This is a genomic window from Psychromonas sp. KJ10-2, from assembly GCF_047323255.1.
Classification (GTDB): domain Bacteria; phylum Pseudomonadota; class Gammaproteobacteria; order Enterobacterales; family Psychromonadaceae; genus Psychromonas.
Map to the genome: position 1 here is coordinate 1,306,371 of NZ_CP178827.1, position 26,883 is coordinate 1,333,253.

Annotated in this window: 22 protein-coding genes and 3 pseudogenes; 4 read left to right on the forward strand and 21 right to left on the reverse strand. The window is 38.9% G+C overall.

Annotated features, from left to right (window positions below; translation table 11 throughout):
* Positions 1-12: 12 nt before the first annotated feature.
* Complete coding sequence (locus ACLKL2_RS06335) at positions 13-675, forward strand: cupin domain-containing protein (protein ID WP_413693773.1); 663 nt, start codon at positions 13-15, stop codon at positions 673-675.
* Between the two features lie 109 nt (positions 676-784).
* Here ACLKL2_RS06335 and ACLKL2_RS06340 read toward each other — a convergent pair.
* From ACLKL2_RS06340 to ACLKL2_RS06350, 3 genes and pseudogenes are all read right to left on the reverse strand, one after another.
* A pseudogene (locus tag ACLKL2_RS06340) lies at positions 785-1,978 on the reverse strand (IS3 family transposase).
* A gap of 72 nt (positions 1,979-2,050) precedes the next feature.
* The gene (locus ACLKL2_RS06345; protein ID WP_413693774.1) at positions 2,051-2,368 is read right to left on the reverse strand and encodes a hypothetical protein; all 318 of its coding nucleotides are present in this window, start codon (positions 2,366-2,368) and stop codon (positions 2,051-2,053) included.
* 680 nt (positions 2,369-3,048) lie between these two features.
* Positions 3,049-4,082 (reverse strand): annotated as a pseudogene (locus ACLKL2_RS06350) (adenosine deaminase).
* Between the two features lie 210 nt (positions 4,083-4,292).
* Between ACLKL2_RS06350 and ACLKL2_RS06355 the strand changes: the two are divergent.
* Positions 4,293-6,122 carry an ABC transporter ATP-binding protein gene (locus ACLKL2_RS06355; RefSeq protein ID WP_113819982.1) on the forward strand — a complete coding sequence of 610 codons (1,830 nt, stop codon included), beginning with the start codon at positions 4,293-4,295 and terminating at the stop codon, positions 6,120-6,122.
* A gap of 113 nt (positions 6,123-6,235) precedes the next feature.
* Here the strand turns inward: ACLKL2_RS06355 and ACLKL2_RS06360 are convergent, their stop codons facing one another.
* The 9 genes and pseudogenes from ACLKL2_RS06360 to tal form a co-directional block, all read right to left on the reverse strand.
* Positions 6,236-6,451 carry a TIGR02450 family Trp-rich protein gene (locus ACLKL2_RS06360; RefSeq protein WP_413694268.1) on the reverse strand — a complete coding sequence of 72 codons (216 nt, stop codon included), beginning with the start codon at positions 6,449-6,451 and terminating at the stop codon, positions 6,236-6,238.
* A gap of 45 nt (positions 6,452-6,496) precedes the next feature.
* Positions 6,497-7,473: pseudogene (add, locus tag ACLKL2_RS06365) on the reverse strand (adenosine deaminase).
* Between the two features lie 347 nt (positions 7,474-7,820).
* Positions 7,821-9,146, reverse strand: coding sequence for a thymidine phosphorylase (gene deoA, locus ACLKL2_RS06370; protein ID WP_413694269.1), 1,326 nt, complete (start codon positions 9,144-9,146; stop codon positions 7,821-7,823).
* Positions 9,147-9,323: 177 nt separating this feature from the next.
* On the reverse strand, positions 9,324-10,112 hold the full coding sequence (locus ACLKL2_RS06375) for an outer membrane protein OmpK (RefSeq protein WP_413693775.1): 789 nt from the start codon (positions 10,110-10,112) through the stop codon (positions 9,324-9,326).
* Positions 10,113-10,287: 175 nt separating this feature from the next.
* Positions 10,288-10,998, reverse strand: coding sequence for a purine-nucleoside phosphorylase (deoD, locus tag ACLKL2_RS06380; RefSeq protein ID WP_113819977.1), 711 nt, complete (start codon positions 10,996-10,998; stop codon positions 10,288-10,290).
* Positions 10,999-11,013: 15 nt separating this feature from the next.
* Positions 11,014-12,261: a phosphopentomutase gene (locus ACLKL2_RS06385; RefSeq protein ID WP_413693776.1), complete on the reverse strand. Its 1,248-nt coding sequence runs from the start codon at positions 12,259-12,261 to the stop codon at positions 11,014-11,016.
* The gene (deoC, locus tag ACLKL2_RS06390) at positions 12,261-13,034 is read right to left on the reverse strand and encodes a deoxyribose-phosphate aldolase (protein WP_113819975.1); all 774 of its coding nucleotides are present in this window, start codon (positions 13,032-13,034) and stop codon (positions 12,261-12,263) included. Before deoC ends, ACLKL2_RS06385 begins: the two co-directional genes overlap by 1 nt.
* Positions 13,035-13,165: 131 nt before the next feature.
* A complete protein-coding gene (locus ACLKL2_RS06395; protein WP_113819974.1) occupies positions 13,166-14,422 on the reverse strand; it encodes a NupC/NupG family nucleoside CNT transporter in 1,257 nt (418 codons plus the stop codon).
* Between the two features lie 156 nt (positions 14,423-14,578).
* Positions 14,579-15,529, reverse strand: coding sequence for a transaldolase (gene tal / locus ACLKL2_RS06400; protein WP_113819973.1), 951 nt, complete (start codon positions 15,527-15,529; stop codon positions 14,579-14,581).
* 382 nt (positions 15,530-15,911) lie between these two features.
* Here tal and ACLKL2_RS06405 point away from each other — a divergent pair, with 382 nt between their 5' ends.
* The gene (locus ACLKL2_RS06405; protein ID WP_413693777.1) at positions 15,912-17,276 is read left to right on the forward strand and encodes a hypothetical protein; all 1,365 of its coding nucleotides are present in this window, start codon (positions 15,912-15,914) and stop codon (positions 17,274-17,276) included.
* A gap of 157 nt (positions 17,277-17,433) precedes the next feature.
* Here the strand turns inward: ACLKL2_RS06405 and cdd are convergent, their stop codons facing one another.
* The 7 genes from cdd to ACLKL2_RS06440 all read right to left on the reverse strand — a co-directional run bounded on the left by cdd (position 17,434) and on the right by ACLKL2_RS06440 (position 23,909).
* On the reverse strand, positions 17,434-17,847 hold the full coding sequence (gene cdd / locus ACLKL2_RS06410; RefSeq protein WP_413694270.1) for a cytidine deaminase: 414 nt from the start codon (positions 17,845-17,847) through the stop codon (positions 17,434-17,436).
* Positions 17,848-17,986: 139 nt separating this feature from the next.
* On the reverse strand, positions 17,987-18,745 hold the full coding sequence (gene udp, locus ACLKL2_RS06415; protein WP_413693778.1) for a uridine phosphorylase: 759 nt from the start codon (positions 18,743-18,745) through the stop codon (positions 17,987-17,989).
* 44 nt (positions 18,746-18,789) lie between these two features.
* On the reverse strand, positions 18,790-20,799 hold the full coding sequence (gene tkt / locus ACLKL2_RS06420; protein WP_413693779.1) for a transketolase: 2,010 nt from the start codon (positions 20,797-20,799) through the stop codon (positions 18,790-18,792).
* A 243-nt stretch (positions 20,800-21,042) separates the two neighbouring features.
* On the reverse strand, positions 21,043-21,963 hold the full coding sequence (locus ACLKL2_RS06425) for a YheT family hydrolase (protein WP_413693780.1): 921 nt from the start codon (positions 21,961-21,963) through the stop codon (positions 21,043-21,045).
* Positions 21,964-22,320: 357 nt separating this feature from the next.
* On the reverse strand, positions 22,321-22,974 hold the full coding sequence (locus tag ACLKL2_RS06430) for a LysE family transporter (protein WP_413693781.1): 654 nt from the start codon (positions 22,972-22,974) through the stop codon (positions 22,321-22,323).
* Positions 22,975-23,095: 121 nt separating this feature from the next.
* Positions 23,096-23,584 (reverse strand): DUF4865 family protein, encoded by a 489-nt coding sequence (locus tag ACLKL2_RS06435; protein ID WP_413693782.1) that lies wholly within the window; start codon positions 23,582-23,584, stop codon positions 23,096-23,098.
* Between the two features lie 34 nt (positions 23,585-23,618).
* Positions 23,619-23,909, reverse strand: coding sequence for a carboxymuconolactone decarboxylase family protein (locus ACLKL2_RS06440; protein ID WP_413693783.1), 291 nt, complete (start codon positions 23,907-23,909; stop codon positions 23,619-23,621).
* Positions 23,910-24,014: 105 nt separating this feature from the next.
* Between ACLKL2_RS06440 and ACLKL2_RS06445 the strand changes: the two genes are divergently transcribed.
* Positions 24,015-24,890, forward strand: a complete 876-nt coding sequence (locus ACLKL2_RS06445) for a LysR family transcriptional regulator (protein WP_113819924.1) — start codon at positions 24,015-24,017, stop codon at positions 24,888-24,890.
* 469 nt (positions 24,891-25,359) lie between these two features.
* Here the strand turns inward: ACLKL2_RS06445 and ACLKL2_RS06450 are convergent, their stop codons facing one another.
* Together ACLKL2_RS06450 and ACLKL2_RS06455 are read right to left on the reverse strand one after the other, a co-directional pair.
* Positions 25,360-26,034 (reverse strand): ABC transporter permease, encoded by a 675-nt coding sequence (locus ACLKL2_RS06450; protein ID WP_413693784.1) that lies wholly within the window; start codon positions 26,032-26,034, stop codon positions 25,360-25,362.
* 2 nt (positions 26,035-26,036) lie between these two features.
* On the reverse strand, positions 26,037-26,777 hold the full coding sequence (locus ACLKL2_RS06455; protein ID WP_113819416.1) for an ABC transporter permease: 741 nt from the start codon (positions 26,775-26,777) through the stop codon (positions 26,037-26,039).
* Between the last annotated feature and the right edge of the window lie 106 nt (positions 26,778-26,883).

Genomic DNA, 26,883 nt, shown 5'->3' on the forward strand with positions numbered 1-26,883 from the left:
TTGGAGGTCGACATGACTACTTTAATTAATGCTGACTTCGAGCAACGTGTCGTGATTCAGCCCACTGACTATCAGTGGGTTGAGTCCCCGATGCCCGGTGTTGAGCGCATGATGCTTGATCGCGTTGGAAACGAGGTCGCTCGCGCGACTTCTATCGTTCGTTATGCGCCTTACAGTACCTTTTCGTCACACACTCACAGTGGTGGCGAAGAATTTCTAGTACTAGAAGGCACCTTTTCGGATGAGCATCAAAACTACACAAAAGGGAGCTATGTACGCAACCCAATAGGTACTTCTCACACGCCCCAAATAGGTCAAGAAGGTGCAACAATACTGGTAAAGTTACATCAATTTGATCAAGACGATACACAGCAAAAGGTGATAGACACCCAAAACAACTCATGGTATCAAGGACTTGTAGAGGGGCTAACGGTGATGCCACTGCATGAGTTTAAAGGTGAACATGTCGCCTTGGTGAAATGGGCTCCTCACACTCAATTCCAACCGCATAACCATTGGGGAGGTGAGGAAATCTTTGTATTGGAAGGTACATTTTATGATGAGCATGGCCGATACCCTAAAGGTAGCTGGCTTCGTAGCCCCCATATGAGTAAGCATTTGCCTTTTACGAAAGAAGATGGTGCACTCATTTATGTGAAGGTGGGACATTTGTAAATATAACGCTTGCAATAAGCGGACTAAAATAGTGGGTTAAGATGTGTAGCGAAACATAACCCACTGTTTTAGTTGATCTTCACCCGAAAAAGTGGACACCTTCCACTTGTTATATCTTTGCTAATTCATATTCTACAGGTGTTTTATATCCTAAGCTCGAATGCAAGCGCTGTCGATTATAAAAATAGTTTAAATAGCCTTTAAGCTTAGAATGCAACTTACTCATTGTTTCAAAACGATTTCCTCGAATTAAATCGGCTTTAAGCGAGTGAAAAAATGACTCTACTTCTGCATTGTCCGTGCAACACCCTGGTCGATTCATACTCGCATTAATGTTGTGTCTTTTTAAATATCCCTGAACATTATGTGCTCTATATTCCGCACCTCGGTCTGTATGAAACAATACACGATTGACAGGTTGACGCTTTTTAATCGCCAAACGTAATGCTTTAAGAGTAAGCTCTGTAGATTTGTTCTTCCCAAAAGCCCATCCGATAACTCTACGTGAAAACAAGTCAATAACGACTGCAAGATAGTGCCACTTAGTTCCAACTTTAAGATACGTAATATCACCTGACCATTGTTGATTGATATCTGTTGGCTTCTCAATATTCTTACGTTCATTTTGTATTTCTTTATAAAAGAACTTTATCTTAGCGGGCTTGCTATAAGTTTTTATTGCCCGTGCCCTTAGCCCATTTTCACGCATTAATCGTGCAACCCGCTTTCCACTTGTTCTTATGCCAGCCCTTTTTAAGGCATGAAAGACTCGGGGGCTTCCATAAGTTTGGTGATTATCGTTAAACACTTTCTTAATACTTTGCAACAAAACTGCATCTGATAAGGCCCTCACCGAAATAGACCTTTTTAACCAGGCATAGTAGCCACTGCGAGAGACCTCAAGCCATTCACAAAGGTATTTGACGCCTAAGACTTCTCCGAACCTTTGGATGAATCCAAATCGTTCTGATGTACTTCCGCCAGATACCGTTGCCACTTTTTTAGCAAATCATTCTCCAATTTCAAACGCTCATTTTCTTTCTGAAGCTTCTGAATTGCAGTTAATTCTTTTTTAGTAGGGACTTTTTTCATATTTTCACTATCGACACTGTAGCGCTGTACCTTTAAGAACTTTCCTTCTCGATACTCTTTTCGCCACCGACTTAACATTAATGGATGAATATCAAGTGCTGAAGCAACATCCTTAGACATTACATCGTCTCTTAAGCTTAGTTTGACCGCTTTAATTTTAAAGCTTACTGGATAAAACCAGTGTCTTTCTTGGTTGTGTATATTTGGGCATTTCAACCTCCTCAGTGTATAGAGGAGGTGTCTACTAAAGTGGGTGAGCATCAAGTTCCGATTAATTGCCTTGTTATGTATTTTTTAAAGGGATATCACCATACCCCCAAATTAGTGTTCCAATAATTGCCAATATAAACCCTGACCACTTAATAAGATTAAAATACAAACCAAATTCACTTTTTAAAATAGTATATTCTCCCGTACTCAAACCACTCGGATATATATAACCGCTTATTGCATTATTCTTAATCTCAATCCAAACAGCCAAAGCTACAACAATTGAACCACACCTTTGAAACCAAGTTGCTACAGTTTCACTATTAGGCATAAGGCTAGGAACAAATATAGAAATAAATGGGATTAATACAGCTAATACAATTATTGGCAATGTAGTCCATAGACTAGACTTAATAACTTTTCTCTACTTCACAGTCCACTCATTCAAAATCATTACTCCATGAACACATAACAGGATATTATCCATAATTCACGATAGTAGCGGAGAATGGATTTTAAAATTAGTACAATAAATAACAATTGGTTCGTTAATAGTCAAAGCTTTACATTATTTTAATAATAGTAATATTCAATATTACTATTGTAGAAACTAAGCATTGCGTCATACTCAGTTCAATTGCGCTGAGTATGATGCAATGAATAAAAACTAAACATTAAAAATCAAGTAATTACGAAATAATTATTGGGGCAAGTGAGCATGCAAATGCTGCTTTCTACACAAAAAATTGCATCTTTATGTAACAATTATTACAACTGTATAAATAATCAATTATTGTAAGGTGTTTTTACTATCATCAAATCACCTTTTTGCAAGCGCTTCGAGATGTAATTCGAGCAAAACGATATAGCCTACAAACAGGACAAAATTTCTGTCTCACTATATCCCCTATTTCGCTTTAGCACTATAAACTCCATAGCTTACCCTTCTCACACCAACAGTTTTAATTGAGCTATGAAAAGAGCTAACTCTCAATGGCTCATTAATATCACCTACTTTGTCGCAAACTTAATTGGCAATCACCCATAGCTCTAATGTAAAGGCAATAATATTTACTGATAACTGTTGAGTATTTGGGCCATTTCTTGTTTGCGTTCATCACTACAAAAACTAGCAACAATACTATTCTCAACCAACTTGATCGCCTGTGCTTGATTCAACTCTAATGCGTCAGCAAGCGCTTCAAAGTTTTCAGTCATGTAACCACCGAAGTAAGAAGGATCATCGGAATTTACGGTGACACAAATATCTAATGCTAATAATTCTAAAATATTGTGTTGTTGCATCTGTTCGAAGACTTTTAGCTTGGTATTCGATAATGGACACACAGTGAGCGGCATTTGCGTTTGTTGTAGGTAAGTAATTAACTCAGGGTCTTGAATCGCAGCTACACCATGATCCACACGTGACACTTTTAAATCATTAATCGCAGTCCAAATATATTCTGCAGGCCCTTCTTCACCAGCGTGCGCCACGGTTAGTAAACCTAACTCACGTGCTTTAGCAAAAACTCGGCTGAATTTTTCAGGGGATGTCCTAATTCAGAGCTGTCTAAGCCAACACCTTTCACTTTATCCAAGAATGGCATTGCTTGTGCTAAGGTAGCAAATGCGCTTTCTTCGTCTAGGTGTCTTAAAAAACACATAATTAACTCACTGCTGATACCTAGTTTTTCCTGCCCGTCGGTTAACGCACGGTCAATACCATTGATCACAGTAGCAAAATCGATACCACGATCAGTGTGAGTTTGTGGATCAAAGAATGGTTCAACGTGTAATACATTTTGCGCTTTACACTTCTCTAAATAAGCCCAAGTTAAGTCATAGAAGTCCTGCTCTGTGACTAATACTTGTGCCGCTTGATAGTAAATATCTAAGAAGTCTTGTAGTTGTGTAAATTGAAATGCTTGGGTAACTTCTTGCACGTTCGCATAGGGTAAAGCAACATGATTGCGCACTGCTAAATCAAATAACATTTGCGGCTCTAAGCTACCTTCTAAATGCAAATGTAGCTCAACTTTAGGTAACAGATTGAGCCAACTAGATGAAACCGGTGCACTTTCTGTTTGGGGGATTGAATTCGACATAATATTCTCTTTTAAATGACTTAAGTTAAGATAACTAATTTTCAGTCGATAATAAAATAAACTTGCTTTTTTTGATTAAAAAACGAGGAAAAAGATGGGATGACAATTAAAGCTTGTTTTGTATCACTTAACCATTATGATCACCCATTCAAAAACCTTCCTAACTGACTCAATGACTGTCATAAAAGCGAAAAGATTTAAGGACTTAACATGTTTAAATTTTTTGAAAATTTAGTGCCTGCATTAAATGATCAAGAACCAACTCAACCGCCAAATACCTTGTTTGCATTTTGTTTGCATTACACACAAGGCTATAAAGTAGCACTGTGCTTTATGACGTTACTGATTGCAACATTAGCGGTATTAGAGGTCTCTTTATTTGGTTTCATGGGACAATTAGTAGATTGGTTAGTGACTAAAAATCCGGAGACGTTATTACAGGAGGAAGGCTCAACGCTTTTATTAATGTCATTAACTGTATTAGTCGTGATCCCCATCTTAATTCTGTTGCATTCATTAGTGATTCATCAAGTATTACTGGGTAACTATCCGATGTCGATACGTTGGTTTGCTCACCGCTATTTGCTCAAACAGAGTGTCTCTTTTTACCAAGATGACTTTGCTGGACGTATTGCCACTAAAGTGATGCAAACTGCCCTCGCAGTACGTGAAACGGTGATGAAGCTGCTAAACGTAATGGTTTATATCGTGGTTTATCTCATCTCTATGGTGGTGATGGTCGCTCAAGCTGATTATCGCTTAGCTATGCCTATGCTAGTTTGGTTAGTGGTTTATATTGGTATTCAATACTACTTTGTTCCAAGATTAAAAAATGTCGCGACAGAACAAGCTGATGCTCGTTCAACCATGACAGGTCGTATTGTCGATAGTTACACCAATATATCAACCGTTAAGCTATTTGCGCATACGGAATCTGAGTCCGCTTATGCTAAACAAGGAATGAAAGGTTTTTTAAATACAGTTTATCGCCAAATGCGTTTAGCAACAGGGGTGAATATGTGTGTGCAGATATCTAACTATTTATTGGCCTTTTCAATCACGGCTATCTCTATCTATCTGTGGATGCAAAGTGCTATCTCTGTCGGTTCAATTGCTATCGCAATCAGTCTGTCTCTGCGTTTAAACGGTATGTCACAATGGATCATGTATGAGTTAAGTGCCCTATTTGAAAACATAGGTACAGTAACGGATGGCATGAATACCTTAGCGAAGCCTAATATCATCCAAGATAAAGAAGGTGCCAAACCACTTAAAGTAACCGAGGGTAATTTATACTTTAAACAGATGAGCTTTCATTATGGTGAAAATAAAGGGGTGATTGAAGGGTTTGATCTGAATATTAAAGCCGGAGAGAAGATTGGTTTAGTTGGCCGCTCTGGTGCCGGAAAATCGACCTTAGTTAACCTATTACTGCGCTTTTATGATGTAGAAAAAGGTCAAATTATCATTGATGGTCAAGACATCAAAGATGTACAGCAGGAAAGTTTACGCTTACAAATCGGTATGGTGACTCAAGATACTTCATTATTGCACCGTTCGATCCGTGAAAATATTCTATATGGCCGCCCTGATGCGACGGAAGAAGAGATGATCAATGCGACTAAACAAGCACAGGCCCATGATTTTATTAGCAGATTAACCGATAACGAAGGCAATGTTGGTTACGATGCGCAAGTTGGTGAACGTGGCGTGAAGCTTTCGGGCGGGCAACGACAGCGTATCGCTATTTCGCGCGTATTGTTAAAAGATGCACCTATCTTGATTTTAGATGAAGCCACCTCTGCCTTAGACTCTGAAGTGGAAGCGGCCATTCAAGAGAGTTTAAATGAATTGATGCAAGGTAAAACCGTGATTGCCATTGCGCATCGTTTATCAACCATTGCAGCAATGGATAGATTAATCGTCTTAGATAAAGGTAATATTATTGAGCAAGGTAGCCACCAACAACTACTTGATCAAAATGGCGTTTATGCACAACTCTGGGCACATCAGACAGGCGGTTTTTTAGGTTGTGATTAAGCAAGTACCAAACCTGATATAATGTTATAACACCTAATTTTCAGACACAAAAAAGCCATCAATCATTGATGGCTTTTTAATGCGTTAATAACAGAAATCTACATTGCGAAAGGTTATTTCCAGCCCTGTTTCCAAAGACTTGTCTCTTTTAAATCACGCCAATCAATTTCTGTTTGGCGGTGAGAGATAATCGCTTCTATTACACACAAAGTGACAACCCCTTCTTCATCAAAGCTGACTTTAGTGATGAGAAAGTGTTTCTCTTTATTAATAGACTTAACAGCGGTCCATTTACTGTTGAGCAATTTTTTAGGGTTAATTTGATTGATAGCGATGACTCCTATACAACAATTAACGGTTTGCAGCGATCTCTCTTAATGCCTTTTTTCTGCGTCAGATAAGAAAGCAATCTCTAAACCATTAATTTGTGCTTGCTTAATTTGCTCGATTGATAGCCCCGCGTTCGGTGCGGCCACTTCATATTCAAAAGGCAATTCAATTCCTTCAACTGCAGGATCATCTGTATTTAAACAGGCTAATACACCATGGTTTAAAAACGTTTTAATAGGATGTTTGTTGATATCTGCAATGGTACTGGTTTGCAAGTTAGAAGTAATACATGACTCAATACCAATTCTATTCTCTACCAGGTAATCCATTAGTTTAGGATCTTCAATAGCCTTTACACCATGACCAATACGTTGCGCACCTAAGGTTTGGATCGCTTGCCAAATACTTTCTGCACCAGCCGCTTCACCGGCATGCACAGTCACACGTAAATCAGCATCTCTCACTTGTTTAAAATGATTAACAAACAAGTCACCCGGTTTACCCAGTTCGTCACCTGCTAAATCAATAGCCACCAGCTTATCTTTCTGACTAAGCAGACCATCTAGTTCTATCTGGCACGCTTCAGCACCATAAGATCGGCTCATAATACCGATTAAATTTGTTTTAACGTTAAAGTCTCGACTACCGTCTGCGACACCGGCAATAACAGCTTCAACAACACCTTGAACAGGTAAATTGTGCTTAAATGCCATGTAATATGGGGAAAAACGCAGCTCTGTATAATCGATTCGTGCATTTTTAGCATCTTGCACATTTTCATAGGCGACACGGTAACATGCTTCAAGATCGCCTAATACTTCTACTCCCCAGTCTAATTTTGATAAAAAGAAACCAGGTCAGGCTGTGTTTCTACCACTTGAACAAAAGGACGCAATGTTTCAATGTCTGTAGCGGGTAGCGGTAGGTTAAATTTTTGGCCTAAATCTAATATGGTTTCAATACGAATATTGCCATCTAAATGGCGATGAATATCAGTGAGAGGGATAGTATTGTTAATCATTATTTATTCCTTTTATGAAACCATTATAAAGCCCAAACCACCTTAAAATGCAATTTCCGAGGTTACAAGATAAGGTAGTTTAAGCTTTTAATAGTATAGGTAATGTGGTTATTTTTTGTCACAAGCAAAGTAGTTAATAGATTAATTTTTACTAGGAAATTAAGACCGTTAACATAATATGTTGTTATCACTCATTAGTCAGTTAACTAACTTGTATTGAACAACTCAGGGCTAACCTTTATATATTATACCTGCAATGGATTTTAAGGGGCGCTATGTTACACAAAATCAGTATTGATAATAGTATTAAATATTCTACCCGCTTATTTAACCATTAATGTATCCGTTTATTTAACGCGTACTGTTTCATACACCTGCGGTTCAAGTGTTGCTTTAGTATCTGCACACTGAATAGCATCTAATACATTTTGTTGTACTTCTGCAAATTGTTGCTCAGTTTGTGCATGCACCATCGCAATCGGCGTTTGTGTATCAATTTTATCACCGATACTCACTAATTCACTCAAACCAACAGCAAAGTCAATGGTATCCGTTGCAATACGACGTCCCCCGCCCATATTCACTACTGACATGCCTACTTCTCGCGCATCAATGGCATTTACATAACCCGATTGATTCGCAAATACTGGACGAATAATGGCAGATTTAATCAAATGTTTATCGTAGTTTTCTACAAAATCAGCAGGACCACCCAGACCAGCGACCATTTTGCCAAACACTTCCGCCGCTTTACCGTTATCTAATACCGCTTGCAGCTTGCCTTTAGCCTGTTCGGTATCAGCAGCTAAATTAGCAGACACTAACATTTCAGCACATAAGGACATGGTAACCTCATGCAGTCTTGGATTTACATATTCACCAGTTAAGAAACGCACCGCCTCTCGAACTTCAACGGCATTCCCTGCACTACTCGCTAATACTTGGTCCATGTTGGTAATTAGTGCAGACGTTTTACATCCTGCGCCATTGGCTACGTCAACAATACTTCTTGCTAACTGTTGTGATTGCTCGTAGGTTGGCATAAACGCCCCACTGCCGGCTTTTACATCCATCACTAAGGCATCTAACCCTGCCGCTAATTTTTTAGATAAAATCGATGCAGTGATTAACGGAATAGATTCAACCGTAGCGGTAATGTCACGCGTTGCGTAAAAACGTTTATCCGCCGGCGCTAAGTTCGCACTTTGCCCTATAATCGCGACACCCGCAGTGCTAACCACCTCTCTAAACTGCTGATTAGTCACAGTGGTTTGATAACCAGGAATCGCATCAAGCTTATCTAAGGTGCCACCAGTATGGCCTAAACCTCGACCCGAAATCATTGGCACATAACCACCACATGCAGCGACCATTGGCCCTAGCATTAATGAAATAACATCACCAACACCACCAGTAGAATGTTTATCAACGATTGGACCACTTAGGTTCAATGATGACCAATCAAGTACATCACCTGAATCTCGCATCGCAGAGGCTATCGCTACACGCTCATCCATATTCATATCTTGGAAGTAAATAGCCATTGCAAACGCAGCGATCTGTCCTTCACTGATACTGTTATCAGTAATACCTTGAATAAAAAAGTTAATCTCTTCGTTACTTAGGGTTTTGCCATCACGTTTATGACGAATAATTTCTTGTGGTACTAGGATCATAGGGGCACTCCGATAATAAGGTGAGGTCATCACTAAATGATTTGTAAATAGATCATATTTACAAATAACTTAGGAAATCATTGGGGAAGAGTAAGGATGCTTACAGCACAGCCACTATGCTGCAAGCATTAACATCATTAACTTAAAGAAATTAAGTATAGATATTATTTATTATTAGAACTTGTAAGTTACGGCGAAGTAATGAGTCAAACCAGTTGTTTTACCCGCTAAGCCACCATCTACTAATGCATATGCATCTTTAAACGCTTTTAAACCGTAACCTACTGCGAAACGATCTGAGTGCCAGTAGATACCGTTAAACATTGCACCACCGTTATCTGTGTATAGCGCATCAAAGTCATCATCGTATCCAAATTGGTAATCGATGTAACCTTGGTAAGAGATAAATGAACCATTGTCAAAGAAGTAGAAAGGTTTGAACCAGTTCGTAGAAATTTGGTAACCATTCCATTCTTTTTCATTCAGATCATAAAGTCCGTAAAGGTTTAAACCCACTTTACCTAACCAAGGTACCATTACGTCAGAACCAATACCCCAGAAAGAGTTGTTTACGCTATCATCACCACCACTCCAGTTAAATAAAGTAGCAAAATACACTTCTTCAACTGGGCCAAATGATAAATCTTTACCTGTTAAGCCATCTAAAGAGATACGAGGAGCAAATTTAATAAAGATTTTATCTGCGCCATCTTTATCAGAAGATTCGCTACTTGCTAGGTTGAATACATCAGCGTAACCGTAGTAATCCAAAATCCCTGCACGGCCACCAAATTCAAGCTCAAGGTAATCGTGATCTGATTCACCAGGTAGCTCATTGACAGCGTACATTAAGTTACCTTGCATCCATTTGTAATCATTTTTATGCGTATCACCGTCAGTATAGTCGGCTGCGAATGCAGAAGATGAAGCAAGCAAGGCTAGAGGGAGTAGTGTTTTTTTCATAGTTAAATTCCTTTTAAAAAGTAAAAAATGCTTAGTGATGAATTTTTATGCCGACATCGGCTAAAAGCTCAATAATAAAATTTTGTTACCACCAATTGCACACTAGATGGTGATAACAAAATGCCTGTCATCTCAGTGACTCAAAAACTTCATGCCAGGTCTTTTTGCTTCCCACTTATTCTGCAACGACAGAATCAAGTGCGATTAGTACCATCTCATCAAAGCTGTTTTGACGCTGATCAGAAGATAGTTGTTCGCCAGTACGGATATGATCCGACACTGTCAAAATACATAACGCTTTTGCACCATATTCAGCAGCAACGCCATATAAACCAGCCGCTTCCATCTCTACACCTAGGATGTTGTATTTTTCTAGTGTGTCGAAAACTTCTGGCTCTGGTGTGTAAAATGTATCAGCAGAAAAGATGTTACCTACCTGTGCTTTAATGTTATGAGCGCGTGCAGAGTTCACTGCTTTTTCTAGTAGCTCATAGCTAGCAATCGCTGCAAAGTCATGATTAGCAAAACGGATACGGTTGGCTTTTGAATCTGTAGAAGCACCCATACCAATGATCACGTCACGTACTTTGATGTCAGGGCTAACCGCACCACAACTACCAACACGGATGATGTTTTTAACACCGTAATCTTTGATCAGTTCCGTTGCATAAATAGAACAAGATGGGATACCCATACCGCTACCCATTACAGATAGTTTTTTTCCTTTATAAGTACCTGTGAAACCCAACATGTTACGAACGTCAGTTACTTGTACAACATCTTCTAAAAAGTTGTCAGCAATATACTTAGCGCGTAGTGGATCACCAGGCATTAATACTGTTTCTGCAAATGCATTATCTTCTGCATTAATATGAGGTGTTGCCATCTTATTTCTCCAACATTATTTAAAAATACTTTTACCGTAATCTAGATCCGGTAATTGATGATATTCAGCGATTGTTTGACCGATATCTGCAAAAGTGTCACGTAAGTCAACAGGGCCAGCAGGTACGCTTTTACCGTAGAAAAGCACAGGAATATGCTCACGAGTATGGTCTGAACCAGGCCAAGTCGGGTCACAACCATGGTCAGCTGATAACACAACCAGATCTTCATCATCTAATACTTCAAGCAGTTCTGGTAAGCGCGTATCAAAATACTCTAGTGCTGCAGCGTAACCCGCTACATCACGACGGTGTCCAAAATCGGCGTCAAAGTTAACGAAGTTAGTAAAGATAATCGTTTCTTTAGTAGCTTCTTTTAGTGATTTTAATGTCGCATCAAACAACGCTTCTAAGCCAGTTGCTTTAATTGCTTGCGTAATACCTTGTGCCGCGTAAATATCAGAGATTTTACCAATACTTACTACTTCACCACCGGCACTTTCCATGCGATCTAAGAGTGTTTTAGTCGGTGGTAATACTGAATAATCATGGCGATTACCTGTACGTGCAAAGTTACCCGGTTTGTCACCTAAGAATGGTCGCGCAATAACACGACCAATATTGTAAGGTTCAAGTAATTCACGAACGGTTTTACATAGCTCGTATAACGCTTCTACGCCGTAAGTTTCTTCATGACAGGCTATTTGGAATACACTATCGCTTGATGTGTAGAAAATAGGCTTGCCCGTTTTAATATGTTCTTCACCTAACTCGTCTAAAATTACAGTACCGGAAGAGTGACAGTTACCTAAATAACCAGAAATACCAGTACGCTCAACGATTAGGTCTAATAGTTCCTGTGGAAAGCTATTTTGTTTATCTTTAAAGTAACCCCATTCATACAGCACAGGTGCACCCGCAATTTCCCAGTGACCACTTGGCGTGTCTTTACCAGTAGAAATTTCTTGCGCGTAACCATAAGCAGAAATGGGCTCAACAGATTCATCTAACCCCATTGGGAACTCACCTGAACTTTCTTTGCAGGCGTGTGCTAAACCTAATTTAGTAAGGTTAGGTAAATGAAGCGGGCCTTTACGGCCGATATCGGCTTCACCAGCGGCACATAATTTAGCGATACTGCCAAAGGTGTTTGCACCAACATCATTAAATGTGGTGCCGTCCGCTAAACTACCTACAAATTGGTCAGCATCATGGCTTGCGCCTATGCCTAACGAATCTAACAATAAGATAATGGTACGTTTCATTAGTAACCTCCCGTCTCTACAGGCGTATCTGATAAATTAAGTTCATTCAATAAGTTACCTAGTAGGCTAGATGCACCAAAACGGAAATGGTCAACATCAACCCAATCTGCGCCCATAATATCGCGCGCTAATTGCATGTAGTCGTTAGCTGTTTGTGCATCTTTAACACCACCAGCGGCTTTAAAACCGACGTCTTTTCCTGACTTTTTGATCGCTTCGATCATCACTTTAGTCGCTTCTAACGTCGCGTTTACAGGTACTTTACCCGTTGATGTTTTAATAAAGTCAGCGCCTGCTTCAATACAAATTAAGCTTGCTTGTTCAATTAACTCAGCCGTTTTTAATTCGCCAGTTTCGATAATGACTTTTAATGCCACCGCTTCACCACATACTTCACGGCACGCTTTCACCATCTCTTCACCGATTGCTGCATTACCTGCAATCAAAGCTTTATACGGGAATACTAGGTCAACTTCATCTGCGCCATAGGCAACAGCCGCTTTTGTTTCAGCCACGGCAATCGCTAAATCGTCGTTACCGTGTGGGAAGTTAGTCACTGTTGCGATTTTTACGTCAGCAGTGCCTTGAGCTTGTAATGTTTTACGTGCGATGGGAATGAAACGGGGATATATACAAACAGCAGCCGTATTTCCTGCAGCGCTATGCGCTTGCTTACATAAGTCGATAACTTTTTGATCTGTGTCGTCATCGTTTAATGTCGTTAAATCCATCAAATGAATTGCTTGTCGCGATGCTAATTGTAAATCACTCATTTAAAAATCCTTTGATTTCATTGTATTTAGGGTTTATCGATTATGTTGATTAATGTTTCATTAACACAATTGATAAAAACTAAGTAAAAACAAATGAGGGTTCAAAAGGAACCCTCATAAAAACTTAAGTTTTATGCAATGCTTAGGGCAAAGAAAATACCCACTAACGTTGCACTCATTAAGTTAGATAATGTACCAGCCATTACCGCTTTAAGACCTAGACGTGCAATATCAGCACGACGTGATGGCGCTAATACACCTAGACCACCTAATAAAATAGCCATTGAAGATAAGTTAGCAAAGCCACATAACGCAACAGTGATAATCACTTGAGAGTGCTCACTCATCGCTTCTTTAACACCGATGAAGTTAATGTAAGCAACAAACTCATTCACTACTAGTTTTTGACCTAGTAAGCTACCCGCTGCAACGGCTTCAGACCATGGAACACCGATTAGGAATGCGATTGGCGCAAATAGGTAACCTAAGATTTGCTCTAGGGTTAATGCTTCTAAACCAACAAAACCACCAACAGAACCTAAGATATTGTTAATTAGTGCAATTAATGCGATGAAAGCAATTAGCATTGCACCTACATTTAACGCTAATTTAAGACCTGAAGACGCACCAGATGCAGCAGCATCAATAACATTTACTGGCTTATCTTCTTCTTCAGCAGCCGCTAAATCTTTAGCAGATAATTCTTGAGCCACTTCTGTTTCAGGCTCTAGGATTTTAGCCATTAATAGACCACCTGGTGCCGCCATGAAAGAAGCTGCAATTAGGTATTCAAGGCTTACACCTAAAGATGCATAACCTACTAATACTGAACCCGCTACTGATGCTAGACCACCACACATAACAGCGAATAATTCAGAGCGTGTCATATGTTTGATATACGGTTTAACCACTAATGGCGCTTCCGTTTGACCAACAAATACGTTTGCCGCAGCAGACATAGATTCAGTACGGCTTGTACCTAGAATCTTTTGTAATGCACCACCAAAGATTTTGATGATGAACTGCATGATGCCTAGGTGGTATAACACAGCCATGAACGAAGCAAAGAAAATAATGATTGGAAGTACTTTAAATGCAAAGACAAAACCGCCACCGCCAAACACTTCAAACATTTTGCCAGAAACTAATCCGCCAAATAAAAAGCTCACACCAGCATTAGCACTATTAATTACACCTTGTACAGCACCAGTGATGCCTTGTAGAACTGAAACGCCCCACGGTGTAAAGATTACCAGTGCAGGAATAATCGCTTGAATTGCGAATGCGCCACCCACTGTTCTGTAATTAATTGCTTTTTTGTTTTTTGAGAAAATAAAGGCAATTAAAAGAAGGCTGATAATGCCCACTAAGCCCATAACGATTTGCATATTTGTACTCCGTTCATTTATGTCAGTTAGACTGAAGAATAACTCAACAGTCATCTCCGTCTGATATCCTGGCCAACCCAGGCATGTATAATCCGAAAAACTCGAATATGTTGTGGTTTGCTATCATCCATAACAAACCAAATTTGTTTACCGCGATTATAGTTTCTCCATAATCATGGTTTCTAAAATGTTTTGATCTACTGCGAAGTTACGAATACCTTCTGCTAATTTCTCAACTGCCATTGGGTCTTGGTTATGTGCCCATAAGAAGTCCGACTCAGTTAATGCTGCTGGTGCTGCTTTAACGGTTTTATCAGCGACTAATTTCGTTTCAATCGTGCCTTCTGAGTCGCTTAGCTCTTGTAATAACTGTGGGCTAATGGTTAAACGATCACAGCCTGCTAATTCTAAAATCTCACCGATGTTTCTAAAGCTTGCCCCCATTACAACTGTGTTGTAACCATGCTCTTTGTAATAGTTGTAAATCTTAGTAACAGATAACACACCTGGATCTTCAGCAGCAGAAAAATCAGTTCCCTGCTTGGCTTTGTACCAGTCCATAATGCGTCCAACAAAAGGTGAAATAAGAAACACACCCGCTTCAGCACAGGCTTGCGCTTGGGCAAACGAAAAAAGCAGCGTGAGGTTACAGTTAATTCCCTCTTTTTCAAGTATTTTAGCCGCCTGAATGCCGTTCCAGGTTGCCGCTAGCTTAATTAAAATACGATCATTGCTGATTCCAGCATCGTTATACATTTTTACTAATTGGCGAGCCTTGGCTAAGCTTGCTTCAGTGTTGAATGAAAGGCGTGCATCCACTTCAGTAGAAATACGGCCAGGGATAGTTTTTAAAATCTCTTTACCAATGTTTACCGCTAACATATCGCAAGCTATTTCTACTTGTTGCTGCTTGTCAGTACTTTGCTTTTTTGCATATTCAATAGCATCAGCAACCAGTGGCGCATAAGCTTCAATAGAAGCTGCTTTTAATATAAGTGATGGATTAGTTGTTGCGTCTTCAGGTTGGTATTGCTTAATAGCTTCTATATCACCAGTATCTGCAACCACGGTTGTTACTTTACGTAACTGCTCTAATTTACTTTGCATATTCAGTCCTTCACTTCATACGTTATTGGTAAGCAGAGAACGCATTACGGCGAGTCTCTTATTTATACAGGTGTTTTTACGATAAAAAGGCTGGTATCAATACGGGCAAAGTCAGTGACCAATATAAATCCTAATGCTTTCAAAATATTTGATAGTATTCATGGTGGTAATACAGGAATATTAGAAAAATAAACCCTGACAACAACTTCCATGTTACTTCTTAAAAATTTCTTCTATCTCGTTTCCTATGAACAAATTCTAGGCATTCGCCCCATCATGAAATGTGATCTACATCACTCTAATTAATATTTACATCTTTATAGAGGCTGGCACTAACAAAATATGTGGTTTATGCTAATGTGGCCCCCAAGGAGTAAAGACTATGTTTGATATAAGAAAAGATTTTAATTGTTGTAAAACAGTTAGTTGCAAAAACTTTGGTGTGGAAAATAGTGAGGATTACGTCTATCAAAGCAAACGTTTAGGTTACCTGTCTATCGAGTGTAAGGCCTATGGAAGTAATCCTCCTTGGATAAATAATCAATTAATAGAAAATATCTTAAAAGAAAAGCTTGATTTTCATTTTGCGAGGAAAATCACACATTGTCGCCATTGTTATAGCCATTTTTTCTTCAATGAGAAGAATAGATCACAATTACATGGTTTTACTGTCGCTGGAACACAGCGTTTAAAATGTAAAAATTGCCAACATGTATACAGTGAGACTAAACATAAAAATGTTGAGGCTATTACACAAGTCTTACAAACCATTATTGATAAATTAGATATCAATAGCGCAATTAGAAAAACTGGCTTATCTGCACGCCTTTATTACTTTTATTTAGAAAAGCTCTCATTGCTATTAACTAATTTTAGCCGCTTAAAAGAACAGGAGGAGATCAACCGAGATTCTTTGTCTTTACAAACTGAAGGTAAAGTCGTGCATCTTAACCATAAACGTGGCTTTTATACCTTATTAACGGCAGAAGCTGACAGTGGTTACATTCTATTGCAAACCACTAACCTCACTAAAGTTGAACTACTCGAACAAGATATATACAACAGCACTGAAAGTACTGTGATCAAAGATGCCTTTGCGAATAATATTGAGAGTGAAATAAAAAACCATTACCAGCAAACCTTACACCGTAAACACTTTGAAAAGCTGTTAATCGGTGAATTAAAAGCAATTAATCACTGTAATTTAATCTACCCTAATAAATTGGTATACGTGCACTTCTCCTTATTACGCGGATTTATTAAAAAAGCGCAACATTACAGTCACTATATTGAATTAGAGAGTAGTATTCGTGCAGCAGCGTTAATGTCCGCACATCCTGAAATAAAAGCAGGTAAAGCGGATATCTTTTATTATCTGCCCTTCCTGAATAACCAAGAGATCATTAAAAATAGAAAAGTAGGATGGTGGAGCGATCGTTGGCACAGCTTCGATAAAGGCGCCTATTCTTTATTAACTGATAATAAACAAAACCAATACCCTTTTAAAATGACAGATACAGAGCAGCTGAATCGCTATTATGATTATTTAGATACACATTTAAATAAGAGTTTGAATAGCTTTAACACTATTACTAACCTCTCTGAAATACACAGAGTATTATTTAACTTTTGTTACGCACAAGATGATAAAAGCACTGCAATGCAATTTGGCGTTGCTAACCATATATATGATGAGATGAGCTTATTGAGTGAAGCGATGACTTATAAGGAATATACGGGGGAATAACCGATGGTAGTGAAAAGATAACCTCAATTGTAAACCAATCACAGTAAGTAACTAATTTATTTTACTTATTTAATGCAATTGCTATCAGATAAGTAAAACGAGCAACTTACTATCCAACATTGAGGTTAATTAATATGGTTACCTAAGGACGTTTCTATTAAAGCTCTTCGCCTAAGAAAGCAAAAGGCAATAACGTCGCAATGGTATTTTCAGAATACTCTGTTTCAGATTGGTAACTGTAAACAATACAATCATTCAAAGATTGCTCAGCAATCACTTGGCGACACGAACCACAAGGTTGTGCTGTCACTAGCTGTTTGTCTGCATTACGCGCACCAATGTGTACTTCTTGGATATCCCCTTTGCTGATCCCTTCTGCTACCGCAGTAAAAATCGCATTACGTTCTGCACAGATGGTAGTTGGATAAGCAGCAGACTCAACGTTTACCCCTTTAAAAACACGTCCATCTTTACACACTACTACAGAAGCGACATTAAATCCTGAGTATGGTGCAGAGCTATTATCCAGCAGTGTTTCTAACTCGCTAAAATAGTTTTTTTCATTATAAATTTCCCGTTATATAAATACCAATCACTTAAGCCAACTTTATTATAGTTGAGCACTTTTTATTACATGTTATCTGTATTTTAAAAAGTGCTCTTTATTACCCACTTTGATTTTTTGTTTTAGTTTTAGCTTTAACTGTAGCCTAGTTTAATAATTTTTTAGCTGCAGCTACTACAATTGAGATTGCATGCGACTCTGTTTTTTTCATGGTCGCTTCATCTGGAATCTCTTGTTGTGTTCGGTTTACAATCACACCAGCTACACAAGCAGCAGCCCAACCTTGTGATGCACACATAGTAAACAGTGTCGATGACTCCATTTCATAGTTAAGTACACCAAGCTCCTGCCACTCTTGCATTGAACCTTTAAATTGGCGAGTAACACGTCCTGACACCGTATCGTAACGCTCTTGACCAGGATAAAAAGTATCACTAGAAGCCGTTACGCCAACATGTGGCTCTATACCAGCATCACGACACGCGGCTACCATAGCTGTCGTTGCATTAAAGTCAGCAACCGCAGGGAACTCTAACGGTGCAAAATGTAAGCTTGCGCCGTCTAAACGCACTGATGCTTGTGTCACAATCACATCACCCACATTTACATGCGGTTGAATAGCACCCGTTGTGCCGATACGTAAGAAACTACGCACACCAAGTTGTGCTAACTCTTCTACTGCAATTGACGTAGATGGACCACCAATACCCGTTGAGCAAATAACGACAGGCTTTGTATCGATATAAGCAAGGTAGCTTGTGTACTCACGATGACTTGCTAAAAAAGTCGCGTTCTCCATCAATTCAGCAATACGTTTTACACGCTCAGGATCACCAGGAACAATCGCTAAGGTTGCACCATCTAACATCGCTTTGGTTAGGCCTAAATGAAATACATCAGACATAAAATCTCCTTCATTAACGGTATCTTACCGTTATTTTTCTGTAATTATAAATTAGCTGCGGTTTGTACCACGTTCTGCACAGTGAAACCAAACATTTCAAATAATTGATCTGCTGGTGCAGACTCACCAAAAGTAGTCATACCAATCACTTTGCCGTTTAAACCAACGTACTTGTACCAGTAATCCGCAATACCCGCTTCAATAGCAACACGTTTAGTCACTGCAGACGGTAATACAGATTCTTTGTATTCCGCTGATTGTAATTCAAATTGCTCTGTACAAGGAATTGATACCACACGTACCGCTTTACCTTGCGCTGTTAATTCAGCTGCCGCTTGCATCGCTAGCTCTACTTCTGAGCCTGTTGCAATCAAGATAATCTCTGCAGGGGCTTCTGAATCAAGTAACACATAACCGCCCTTCGCTACGTCTGCTAATTGCTGTGCATCACGCGCTTGTGGTTTCAAGTTTTGACGACTAAAGATAAGTGATGTTGGTGCATCCACTGATTCAATGGCAAATTTCCAAGCAACAGCTGATTCAACACTGTCACATGGACGCCATGTGTTCATGTTTGGTGTTAAACGTAAGCTGGCAATTTGCTCTACTGGTTGGTGTGTTGGACCATCTTCGCCTAAACCAATTGAGTCATGCGTAAATACTTGAATCGCACGTTGCTTCATCAATGCAGACATACGCAGTGCGTTACGTGCATATTCCATGAACATTAAGAAAGTCGCGCCGTAAGGGACAAAACCTTTATGTAACGCAATACCATTAATGATAGCAGCCATTGCAAACTCACGAACACCGTAGTGCAAGTAGTTACCTGAAGCATCATCAGCCGTAATCGCTTTAGTACCAGACCACATTGTTAGGTTTGATGGTGCTAAATCTGCAGAGCCACCTAATAATTCAGGTAGCATTGCGCCGTAAGCTTCGATACAGTTTTGTGAGGCTTTACGTGTTGCAATATTTGCTTGGTTTGCTTGTAAGTCAGCAATGTAAGCAGAAGATTTCGCTTCCCACTCAGCAGGTAATTCGTTATTAACACGACGTTTGTATTCTGCTGCTAATTCAGGGTAAGCCGCTGCATACGCTGCGAATTTCTCATCCCAAGATTGCTCTGCTGCTTGACCTTGTGTTTTGTTATCCCAACCTGCATAAACGTCAGCAGGGATTTCAAAAGGACCGTGCTCCCAACCTAGCGCTTTGCGTGTTGCTGCGATTTCATCGTGGCCTAGTGGTGCGCCGTGACAATCGTGTGTGCCTTGCTTAGCGGGTGAGCCAAAACCGATAATGGTTTTACAACAGATAATTGTTGGTTTAGTGGTTTCTGCTTTAGCAGAAATAATCGCCGCTTTAATTGCTTCTGCATTGTGGCCGTCTACTGACAGTACTTGCCAACCGTAAGATTCAAAACGTTTAGGCGTATCATCAGTGAACCAACCTTCTACTTCACCATCGATTGAGATGCCGTTGTCATCCCAGAATGCAATTAGTTTACCTAAACCTAATGTGCCCGCTAAAGAACAAGCTTCATGCGAGATACCTTCCATTAAACAACCATCGCCTAAGAAAGCATAGGTGTTGTGGTCAACAATCTCGTGGCCTTCTTTATTGAATTGCGCTGCCAATGATTTTTCAGCAATCGCCATGCCCACGGCATTGGTAATACCTTGGCCTAATGGGCCAGTAGTAGTTTCGATACCAGGTGCGTAACCATACTCAGGGTGGCCCGGTGTTTTTGAGTGCAGTTGACGGAAGTTTTTAAGGTCGTCAATTGAAAGGTCATAACCTGTTAAATGCAATAGAGAATAGATAAGCATTGAACCATGACCGTTAGATAGAATAAAGCGGTCGCGGTCAGCCCAATCTGGGTTAGTTGGGTTGTGCTTTAGGAAGTCAGTCCATAGCACTTGTGCAATATCAGCCATCCCCATTGGTGCGCCAGGGTGACCTGAGTTGGCTTGTTGAACTGCATCCATACTAAGGGCACGAATGGCATTAGCTAACGCTTGACGAGAAGGTAAGCTAGAAGGGTTTGATGACATTAATAACTCCAACACTAAAAAGGTTTTTTAATAAAGTGAAGTCAGTGTAAGAAGTAAACAGAGATTAAAGTGAGATCTAGATCGACCCAATGGTCAAAAGTATTGGCATAAAAACTCTATACACAAAATATGTTGTTTTTAACTACTTAATTTAAAAATACAAAAGAGGCTAATGACAAAAAATCCCTAGCATAGATATGCGAGAGGATTAATAAAGGCAAACAACCGTGAATAAAGCAGCCATTAACTGTTATAAATAAAGCGCTGATTAAATTGTACATTGGCATAATGTACAACACGGTCACACACCCAACTTTCCAGTTTCCAGTTTTTAATAAAGGCGCAATGTCCGCCCTTTTCCTGTAAATCGACGCTTAACCAAGGTGAGGAGATGAGGTCCTTTAATTGATGTGCAGGAATAATTGGGTCATCTAAAGAGGTGATAATAGTACTAGGAATACTCAGCTTATTTAACGCATCACCTAGTATGGAATATCCACGCAGGTATGCATCTGCACTACTGAACTCAGTATGCTCAGTTACAAAGAATTGGTTCATCGCATCTAAGGTATGCAGCTTCTGTAACGCATCGCCGTAGTTAAGGTGTTTATGATGTTTTAGTTTTTTCACCAGAGAGCTTTTCCACCTTTTAACAAAGTATTTCTGATAAATAGAAAAGCCATTATTTAACACTTTCATAGTGGTAGGCGGATCAAGTAAAGGACAAATAGCAATGGCTTGATCTAATTTCAAACCACACTCTTTTGCTAAATTAGCCACACGTAAACAAAAGTTGCCACCTAAAGAGTAACCGCAGAGTAAGTTATGCTTACCACCATATTGAGCGCATAAGTACTTAACGGCTTCAACTACTTCAAGTAACCTCACAGAGTTAAATAATTCTTTATTTAAATGTTGCGTTCCACCGTGATCACGAAAATTTAAGCGAAAAACATCATACCCATCATCCAATAGTTTTTGACCATTAGAGAGCATATATAAAGATTCTGTGCAGCCTTCCCAGCCATGCAAGATAATTGCAAGGCCTTTACAGTCTGCGGAGGTTTTAGATAGTGTGCCCTGTAACTTAACCCCTTGCGGTGTAGTAATTATTTCTGTTTGGGCACTAGCGAGTAACCCTGAACAACGCCTTTTTCTAACCATTTGCGCGGCCCAGTACTGGAAAGAATAGATTGTAAATGTTGGTTGGAAAGTCCTTTTGCCGGTATAAATTGATTCATTTGCTCTCACTCATTACCAATTAAGTAACCCTAGACTAATTAACAAAGTTAACAGTTATATGACAACATTTATTATACAAAAATCTCTATAAAATAATGGGTACAATAAAATAACAGATAGTCACAAGATAATTAAAAATAGACGACTAAGACTCATAACACCGCCCAAAGTTCGTTTCTCGATATTAAGTATTTAATATCATTTAATAAACCGAAAAATTTCACATAGCTGACAGAAAAATAATGCAGCCAAAAGAGTCTTTACCGTATCAATTGCAATTTAATCTATTTTTTGTAGCGCAGCTTTAATAATAGTCACCCCTAGCCCACCTAGTAAAGCACCGGTTATTTTATCAAAATAATAAGTGAGTTTAATAAATTGGCTTCTTACTTTGCTCCCAGATAAACAATAAATAACCCCTACATCCCAAATAAACACCAATAACGTCATCCAAACTCCCAGAATAATGTTAAAGGCCAAGGAGATATCGGGCGTCAATACAAGGGTAAATAAGCTTAAATAGAACAAAATATTTTTAGGGTTTAACACACCAGACATAAAACCAACGACAAACTCTTTATAAAATTGGGCCTCACTGTTAGTGCTATGTATAGGCTCCGAGAAATGAGGATAATCGGATTTTCGAGCACTTAGCGCACGAACACCTAAATAAATTAAAAACAGTCCACCCAAGATCTTAAGTACCATCATAATAATGAATGATTTGGCTAATATTGCACCGACGCCCACTAAGCATAATCCAATATAAAGGGCATTGGCTATTGATATACCTAATGCGACGCCTATCGCTTTTTCTTTTTCATTCTTTATTGCACTTTTGACTAGAATAATAAAGTCAGGTCCAGGACTAATAAGCGCAATAAAATGCATAAATACCACCGTTACAAAAGTGGTTACTAAACTAACTTCCATATAAAGACACCCACTTAACAATGTTACAAAGCGCAAAGCGATTATATTAACCAAACATTGTGGACTGATTATTCTACAACCAATCCATCACTTAATTATGCAATGTGACAGGTTTAGAATTTCAACTCGCTTTCTGTGCAACATAACCAATGGCGTAAACCTCCTGTTCTGCACAAACCACTTTATTCCCTTCACTTGCCCAATTAACACTTAACGGTTCCCAAGCGGTGTAGTTGAATGCAGTGATATCAGAATCTAGTTTGCTCCCCTTTTGTATAACAGCAAAACAATCATCTGAATTTGGTTTTATTGCCTCACCCTCTACAAACCATATTTCAATATTCGGTTGACCAAAGTGATCACATAACGCTTTAAAACCATCGCTATTAAGAAATGTTGACATTGAGAGGTGATCTTCCCATATATAAAATGGTGCATAGCTATTAACTGGATTAGCATAATTATCTGCATCTTTACGAGAATATAAAAAAGCCTTAAACAGTAACCCAGGATAACCGTTTAATAAATGGCCATTTTTCTCAATTCTATCTTCAATTAATGCCATTGGATAATCCGACGGTAGTACTATTTTATACTGCATTGCTATCATTGTTGTTTCCTCTACTTGATGTTATGTGCTGTTATTATTGATTATCGCGAAGCTGTTTAAGTGCACTCATTGCAGCGGGCCAGCCGCTATAAAAAGCTAAGTGCGTAAAGAGTTCGATTAACTCATCTTCATTAACATTATGCTGCTTTGCTAAATTGATATGATGGGGTAATTGTTCAAATCGCCCCAGTGAGATAAGCACAGACAATGTGGCAATACTTCTCTCTCGTTTATTCAGTAACCTTCTCTCCCATATATCGTGATATAAAACATCATCAGTGAGTGTTTTTAGTTTTGGGGCAAGTGTTAATAAATCTTTATTCATTTTGGCTTCCTCTTTCTGAACATATATCTATAATCACACACAAAGACAGTACTTAAAATCAAATAAAACGACTCAATCAATCCTATAATTCAGGACTATGCGAAGATGAAAAATACGGTATTAGATTTGCAAGCTCTTAAGACATTTGTATTAGGTATGGAGTTGAAAAGCTTTACACTTGCTGCACAACATCAACATAAGTCGACATCAGCGGTAAGTGCGCATTTAAAAAAATTAGAAGCACAAACAAACTCAGCCCTGGTAAAAAAAGAAGGTAGAAACTTGCTTCCCACAGAACAAGGAGAACACCTTTTACACTACGCTAAAAAGATGTTGGCTTTGAATGATGAAGTACTAGAAACACTCAGATGCATCGAGCTACAAGGATCTTTAATATTGGGACTACAAGAAGATTTTGCAGAGCAGGTTATTACCGAATGCTTAGGTCGCTTTACCCGTATCAATGAAAACATTCACTTACATACCATGATCGACAGGTATGCCAATTTGATCTCCTCTACAAAGGATACCTCGCTTGATTTATCAGTAACTTGGAAAGGACATGAAACGACTGCTTATTCACAACTTGTCGCCAACACAGAAATACAATGGATCAGTAGTGCAGACTTTCCACTTAACTACTTTTTAGATAATAACAAACCCTTACCATTAGTGATGGTTGAACCAAATTGTCTGTTTAAACAAAAAGCAATCGCGGCCTTAGAGGCCAAAGGAATCAAGTGGGAAGTTGTTTATCAAAGTCAGAGCCTTAGCGGTATTTGGCCAGCGGTCAATACAGGGATCGGGATCACAGCAAGGACTCGCATTGGCAAACCTAGTCACCTGCAAGTGATCAAAACAAAACTTCCCAGTATTGGTCATATCGGCATTCAAGTACACAGCGCCTCAGGCACAAAAAATAATATGAGGGATAGATTAATAGAGTTAATCTCAAACACCATTACAGATAATTATGCCTAAATTAAACTAATACCAATCACACTAATACCAATCATAGTAAGTAACTGATCTATTTTACTTGTTAAAACAACTTATTTTTTCGTTGTAAGTTTCGTAAAGGGAACAACCATTTACATCAACTTACGCCTCAAACTAAGCCATTTTTCCGGCGCAAAATTTAGATCAGTTATTTAATACAATTGGTATAAGTAACTGATCTATTTTACCTGTGCAAAATTTAGAGCTCTTATTTAATGCAATTGGTATAAGTTAAGGTGATTAATAAAGGTTTTAGCGATGCCATAGATTGCTCAATCGTCGAAAGGCTTAAATTACGCCTTGAACTACACACAACTAGCAGTATTGTCTATTACATGATTTAACTATCTGATTTTATATGATGTTTCGCTTCCATTAACCATAACTGAGGTTAAGTCATTAAATGAGTGTGATGGCTAGCCACCAACACACTCATAAAGTAGATAAGGGGCTAATTATGTTGGTAACTTTTTTCCCATAGTTTAAACAGGTAAATAACTGAGAAAGTTAAACACATGTATAAAAGACCTGCGGCTAAATAAGCTTCAAAGGGAGCATAATAACGTGCATTAACTACACGAGCGGCACCAGTGATATCAACAATGGTCACCACACCAGCAATCGCACTACCGTGGATCATAAAAATAATTTCATTACTATAAGCTGGTAACGCACGGCGTAAAGAGTTAGGTAAAGTGATACGTCTTAATCGTTGCCAACGGCTCATACCATAAGCTTTCGCCGCTTCCAGTTCACCTACTGGCATAGTACTGATCACACCACGAACAATCTCAGCCGTGTAAGCACCAGTATTTAAAGCAAAGGCTAATAAGGCACAAAACCAAGCTTCTTGAAAGTAGTACCATAACCAACTTTGACGTAACCAATCAAACTGCGCTGCGCCATAATAGATAAGGAATAATTGCACTAACAATGGCGAACCACGGAAAAAGTACATATAAGCCCAAATAGGCCCTTTAATAAACCAGTTGGAATGACTACGTAAAATTCCCGCTGGAATAGCAATCACTAATCCTATCAATAAAGAGGCTGTGACTAACCAAGTGGTTGTCCATAACCCTTCTAAATAAAACGGGTATTCATTAAGAATAATTGAAAAATCCATGTCTATCTCGTTTGTATACTATATTTACGCTCTGCCCACTTTAGTACAGAGGTAGAAACAGCGGTATAAAATAAAAATATTAATGCAACCACTAGGTAGAAAGTAAAAGGTTTCTGCGTTGAACCAGAAGCATCACCAGCAATCTTCACCATATCTTGTAAACCGATAATTGATACCAGTGCGGTGGTTTTTAATAAAACTAACCAGTTATTACCTAAACCAGGTAATGCATAACGCATCATTTGTGGAAACATCACACGAGAAAAGCGTTTGTATTTGTTCATGCCATAAGCGGTAGCCGCTTCAAGCTGACCTTTGTTGACCGATATAATCGCGCCACGAAAAGTCTCTGCCATATATGCACCAAAGATAAAACCTATGGTCACAATGCCTGCAAAGTAAGGGCTTATATCAATATAGTCAGGTAGGTACGAGGTCCATTCATGGTCAGGGTAATACCCCGTCATGGTTTCATTTAACCATTCATTGATGTTGTAACTCATATCATTGATCAGCAACTGTCCACCGAAGAAGATCAGTAACATCAGAATCAAATCAGGAATACCACGAATAATGGTAGTGTAAAGCGTTGCGATACTTTTTAGGACTGTCGAATGAGATAATTTAGCTAATGCTGCTAATAACCCTAAAGCAACAGACAGCACTAAAGACAGCAAAGCCACTTGAAGTGTTAACCATGCACCTTCTATAAAAATGTCTTGGTAACCGTATAAAGAAAACATATAAACTTCTTTTTAATAAATGCCAATATCAAAGATAACGACTTGATTGACATAAAAAAAGGATGACTCAACCGACAAAGATATTACAGCTGGTTGCTCATCCTCT